Below are 5,218 nucleotides of genomic sequence, written 5' to 3' on the forward strand. Positions count from 1 at the left end.
CTGGGAAATCGATGCAAGCCCTAACTTCCATGCCCGCAGCATCACCGCAGACAATGGCTGGAAAATTAGCCTCGACCGTGGACTAGACATCTTCCAGTGGTTCGAGTTCTCAGCCTTCAAGGCAGAAGCTGCCGTCCAAGAAGCACGGATGGTGAAGGGATGCGAGGTGAGCTATATCAGGACTGAGTCCTGATAATTAGTCGGCCTCCTGGGCCACCATCCAGACCTTCTTGAGCGGAAGGGCGAGTCGGGTTTCCTCAGGCAGCTGCTCGTAGTGGGCAAAGAGCTTCTCCAGCAGATCTTTGCGGCTCCAGAGGCGCACCCGGAAAAAATCTCTTGCCAGCTCCTTCTGGACATTGGGTTTGAAACCACCCCAGCTCACGAATAGGCAGGTTTCGGCACCAAATTTCTGCCCCGCGCCAATCAGCTTGTCGACTGTGGGCCGGTCCACCGGATCCGAGCCTGACTTCACCTCCACGCAGATCTGTGGCTTCCCAAAGCCCAGCTCACCGCCGCCCGCCAAGATGTCGGCCCCGCCATCAGCTCCTTCCGGGCTGCGATAGGTGGTGTAGCCCTCCGCCCGAAGGATCGCCTCCACCAGTGCGGTAAGGCCATGCCCCTTGAAACGGGCCTCGATCAAACGCTCAATCCGATCGGCGGCTAGCTCTTCCAGGTTGACGTTGGCTGCATCTGCTGCCTCCTCACTCCCCTCACTCTCTTGAAGACCTGCCGGCGTACGCGGCGCGGAATCCCTTACGCCCTCGGCCTTCCAGTTGCGAGTGGCCATCGCCTTGACCCGGGCCTCAGCGTCATTGCGCTGTACCCGGCAGATCGTCATGAACGCCCCGAAGGAATACAGCAGGTCTTGGGGGAAGACGCTGCGGGGTATCAGGCCACTGAACCAGTTGATGGACCGCCAGTGGTAGTAGGGATTTGGCCCTTCCGCCTCAAAGTGGTAGTCGCTGGTGAGCTCTCCGAAATACAAGCCGGACTGGATCTTGGAGGGCATCACTACCCAATCGCCCTTGGCCATCTCCTTCACGAAGGGCCAAACCTGGGAAGACCAGTTCACCAGTGCTCTCGCTTTTTCATCTGGGAAGCGCACTTCCAGTTCCCGGACCAACGCCTGCCGATCAGCAAGCGCCCCAAGGTCCACGTCCAGGCCATCCCAGGCCACATACACCCGGCACTCATCGAGGAACTTCTGTTCGTGCTCGCCCCGGGATCCGGCGCGGATCAGCCAGAGAGTCATGACTTCCTTCCTGCAACACCATCTAACCGCACCACAACTCTTACTTCGTTTCGATTCCGAGCTTTAGGCCCTGATCCGGCGTCCACAGATTGCCCTTTCGCAGGTCCTCCGGAAACGTCATTCACTTCTCGTGCCGAGATTTGTCAACGAGTGATCAGCACAGGATTTAATGCAGATCCTGCATAACTTGAGCCCGATTGATCTGCACCCTCAGCAACCGCAGGCAAAGCCGTGCTGCCTTGCTGTGAGCAGCACTGCTGGGTAGCAGCAGCCATAGCTGCTCGATCAACGGTGGCTGCGCTGCCAGCGGCACCAGTCCATTGGCTTCTAGCCAGCCAGGCACAAGCAGGTCAGCGCAGAGCGGCATCGCCAGCTTGCGGTCCCTCGCCCGCTTGAGCCAGGCGGCAGGTTCCTGGCAGGCCTCTGGTTGCTGCTCCACCCCAAGGCCGTGCCACTCCAGGGCCTGATGCAGCAGCGGCAGCGCACCCCGGCGCGGCAGCAACACTTGTTTTGCCTCTGTAGTTGTGGCCACCAGCTGCAGTGCCAGCTGCCCCAGGGGCATGGCACTTAGCCCGTCCCATTTGGGCGATTGACCTGACTGCACCTGCTGCTCCAGGCAAAAGGAGCTAACGATTGCGCCATCGAGCAGGCCGTGGCTCACCAGCTCAGCCCAATGCTCAGCGCTGCGAAAGCGTGGCGGCACAAGCTGCACGCCGGCCATGCCATGCAAGAGGCTTTGATGCAGCAGGTCTGTACCGAGCCGGATCAGACCAGCCATCAGCCGGTGCTCCCGGTAGGCCAGCCGCAGGTGATGCAGGCAACTGTTGTGGCCGTGGCGGAAAATTGGTGCTCCACGGCGTGGCAGCAACTGGAATTGCTGCTGCATCAACTGCAGGCTGCGGCACACGGTTGATTGGTGCATCGCTAGCGCTGCACCTGCCTTGGCCTGGGAGCCAGCAAGCTCGAGGAAATCGAGGATGTGCAGGTCTTCTAAGGGCGTTGGCGGCGCGTAGGAGTTCTCAGCCCGCCGTGGTGTGGAGCGGGCGCTGCTGCTGCAGGAATGGGCCAAGGGAGGCAGGAACGTGTTGCTGAATGCAGCGTCATCGCTGCGGGGGCTGGCGATGCCCTTTTTCGTGCGAAATAGTGGAAGCCCTTGTTGCCTCTGCTGCGATGGCGACCCTGCGCTGCCACCTGCTGATTGGCCAGCCCGCCAGCGGTAAAACCACGCTGGCACAAGCATTGGCGCCACTGCTCACTGGCCCCGGTGAACCGCCTGCGTTGGTGCTCTCCACCGACGTGATCCGCGCTGAGGTCTTTGGTGATGCAGCAGTGCAGGGCCCCTGGGTGGACATCCAGCAGCGACTGCATCAGCGCATTCAAGAGGCCGTGGCCGCTGGCATTCCGGTGATCATCGATGCCACCCATGCCCGCCGCGCCTGGCGCCTGGCGATCACCCAGGCGCTGCCTCTGCCTGCGCCTGTTGAGTGGATTGGCTGGTGGCTCTACACCGACCTTCCCACCTCGCTGGAGTGGAACAGCCGGCGCGAGCGGGCCGTGCCGGTGCCGGTGATCCAGGAGATGGCCGCTGCCCTTGCTGATCCGCATTTCGGGCCGTGCCGGGCGGAAGGGTTTGCGGCGATCTGCGCTGTGGTGCCTACCCATCACGGCGAGCTGACGCCGGTGCTGCAGGCCGAACTGGCCGGGCTGGATAAGCGCATCCGCTCTGCCACCAACCGTGAGCGCAAACTGCAGCGCCACGGCTACTCTCGGCTGCTCGATCTCGAGCGGCTGCTCTATCTGATCCGGCTGCTGAGCAGCTGGCCCGACCTGGACGCCACTGATCCGGCCAGCGCCGAGGAACTAGAAGCAATCCTCTCGCCTCTGCCCCAGGGTGATCTGGCCGCTCGTGCCGCGGTGTTTCTAGGCCAGTTGCACGGCCAGTGTTTTGCTGATGCCACTGCGATCCGCGCTGATCTGGCCTGGCTGGAGACCAATGGCTTCTCCAGCGCGGTGCCGGTGTCTGCGCCAATCCGGCTGGCGCCGTGTTCCACCGCTCAGCGCGCAGGGGGTGGCCTACATGGCGGCCTGCCGCCAATGGGCGATGGGCCGGTGTTTCTGCGGGTGATGACCCTGCTGCGCCATCTGCTGCAGCAGCCCTTTGATCGACCGGCAGAGCGCGGCGCCAATCTGCACCAGCACCTGATTGCTGCCACCGAGGCCATCCCGGGTGCCTACCTAAGCGGTGAAACGGCAACGCTGCGTAAGGACCTCGAGAAGATCCTCACCCCCTATGGCTTCCGCAATCGCAACGACAACGTGCGTCACGGCTACTGCCTGGGCACTGCTGTGCTGCCTGCGGCGCGGTTGCAGGAGCTGCACAACGTGCTGCGCCAGAGCGCCGGCCGCCTGGCCGACCCTTCTGCACAAAACCTCCTAGCTGAGCTGGATGAGCGACTTGGCTGGGCTGGGATCAGCGCCAATGGCGTGGCGGCAGTGCGCAGCTACGCCCGCCATGCGGTGGTCGATACCAAGCTGGTGCGGCGCGATTCGCTGGCGGCACCTAGGCGCGCAGACGCCATTGAGGCCGCAATCGTTGAGCACAGGCGGGTTCTGCTTGAGCGCTACCCAGGGGTTGGCAGCTTTGCTGATAGCCCCGCTGGTGAGCTGCGGGTGTGGCCACTGCAGCTGATCTTCCACAACGTCGGCTGGTATCTCCTCTACGAGGAAGACCAGGTGGGCCATGAGCAAGGACTGATCCGCAGCGAACGGCTAGACCGGCTCGCCCTGCGCAGCAGCGATGGCGGCCTGCGCCGCTGCCCAGAGGAACATTCCGCGGCTTTGATCCGGCTGGAGCGCTTGCTGCACCACAGCGGCGGCATCTACTTCGGGGCTGATCTGGTGCAGCAGCTGGCCATCGCCAGCACGTCGGCCCAGCGCCGCAGCCAGGCACTCGTCACCCTGCGCTTTTGCTGCGCCCCCTGGGCGTTCGCCTTTATCCGCGAGGGCCTGCAGCGCTACCCGATCGAGCACACCCGCTTCTGCAAGCCGCTGCCTGGAGATAGCTGGTGGCACCACCCCAAAGCGCCGCACCTGCTGGAGCCAGGCCCGGCTGACGCCAGCCACCCCTATCCGGTGGAGCTTGATCTACCGCCATGGACGGTGGCAGCCGACATTGACCTGCGCAGCTGGCTGTTTGCTTTTGGCGGCGGCATCCGCATTGAAAGCCCCGATGCGCTCAGGCAGGAGCTGGTGGACCGTTGCCAGGAGGCGATTGGGGCAAACGGGGGAGAGAACACACGTGGCCCATGGGCCACACCAGGTCTGAGCCACAGTTTTGGTAACCGGCTGCGGAGTTCATAGGCAGGCGGAAGGCGAATGCCTCTTGCTCAAAGCTGAAAAGTCGGGCCCTGTCAGCTCCCGAACTTGCGATCCAACCACTGGGTCAACACATAGACCCCAACAAACATCGGCAGGTAGACGATCCACATGTTTGGCAGGTCAAGCTCTGCGTTGTTGATCAAAACCAACCCGCCATAGCTGACTGCGCCATAGATCAATGCCCTGCGCAGTGGTCCGGTGATCTTGTTCAAGCGAAATTGCTGTTGGGCTTTGCGTCAGGCTATGCCCAGCAGGCGCTCACTCCTCGTCGTCGCTACCGCCCACGGGGACTAGGCGGATCTGCTTCTTTCCGAGCTTGATCTCGAACTCATCGCCGGGAAGTAGGTCGAGCACGGCGGTGTAAGCCTTGCCCACCAGCAGGTTGCCGTTGCCCTGAACAGTTGCGACATAGCTAAGGCTGCGGCCAGCCTTGCCCCGGCCGGCGTTATCGGCGCCGAGGCCCCCCGGTTTCAGGAAACGTACCAGTACACCTGAGCACGCCCTCGCGTCCGAAACACCCACGGCCAAGTCCAAAGGCCTCTGCCAGACTGGTCATGGGGACGTCAGGCCATGACCGATGACATCTTT

The 5,218-nt window shown here is 62.8% G+C and carries 5 protein-coding genes and 1 pseudogene; 2 read left to right on the top strand and 4 right to left on the bottom strand.

What is annotated here, in order from left to right:
* Positions 1–193: MIT C-terminal domain-containing protein (locus KBZ15_RS17955; RefSeq protein WP_255016590.1), on the top strand; the 193-nt coding region annotated here is incomplete at its 5' end.
* A 3-nt stretch (positions 194–196) separates the two neighbouring features.
* Here the strand turns inward: KBZ15_RS17955 and KBZ15_RS17960 are convergent.
* Together KBZ15_RS17960 and KBZ15_RS17965 are read right to left on the bottom strand one after the other, a co-directional pair.
* A complete protein-coding gene (locus tag KBZ15_RS17960) occupies positions 197–1,252 on the bottom strand; it encodes a restriction endonuclease (protein ID WP_255016591.1) in 1,056 nt (351 codons plus the stop codon).
* A 166-nt stretch (positions 1,253–1,418) separates the two neighbouring features.
* Complete coding sequence (locus KBZ15_RS17965) at positions 1,419–2,321, bottom strand: hypothetical protein (protein ID WP_255016592.1); 903 nt, start codon at positions 2,319–2,321, stop codon at positions 1,419–1,421.
* Positions 2,322–2,422: 101 nt separating this feature from the next.
* Between KBZ15_RS17965 and KBZ15_RS17970 the strand changes: the two genes are divergently transcribed.
* Complete coding sequence (locus KBZ15_RS17970) at positions 2,423–4,612, top strand: AAA family ATPase (protein ID WP_255016593.1); 2,190 nt, start codon at positions 2,423–2,425, stop codon at positions 4,610–4,612.
* A gap of 50 nt (positions 4,613–4,662) precedes the next feature.
* Here KBZ15_RS17970 and KBZ15_RS17975 read toward each other — a convergent pair whose 3' ends face one another.
* On the bottom strand, positions 4,663–4,842 hold the full coding sequence (locus tag KBZ15_RS17975; RefSeq protein ID WP_255016594.1) for a hypothetical protein: 180 nt from the start codon (positions 4,840–4,842) through the stop codon (positions 4,663–4,665).
* A 46-nt stretch (positions 4,843–4,888) separates the two neighbouring features.
* Positions 4,889–5,071 (bottom strand): annotated as a pseudogene (locus tag KBZ15_RS17980) (AbrB-like transcriptional regulator); the annotation flags it as partial.
* Positions 5,072–5,218 lie beyond the last annotated feature (147 nt).

It is taken from the genome of Cyanobium sp. BA20m-p-22 (assembly GCF_024346275.1).
In the GTDB taxonomy this organism is placed as follows: Bacteria; Cyanobacteriota; Cyanobacteriia; order PCC-6307; family Cyanobiaceae; genus Cyanobium_A.

Bases quoted from the DNA above. Each gene is read 5' to 3' on its own strand.
- KBZ15_RS17960 (WP_255016591.1), bottom strand. From the start codon at position 1,252: ATGACTCTCTGGCTGATCCGCGCCGGATCCCGGGGCGAGCACGAACAG.
- KBZ15_RS17970 (WP_255016593.1), top strand. From the start codon at position 2,423: ATGGCGACCCTGCGCTGCCACCTGCTGATTGGCCAGCCCGCCAGCGGT.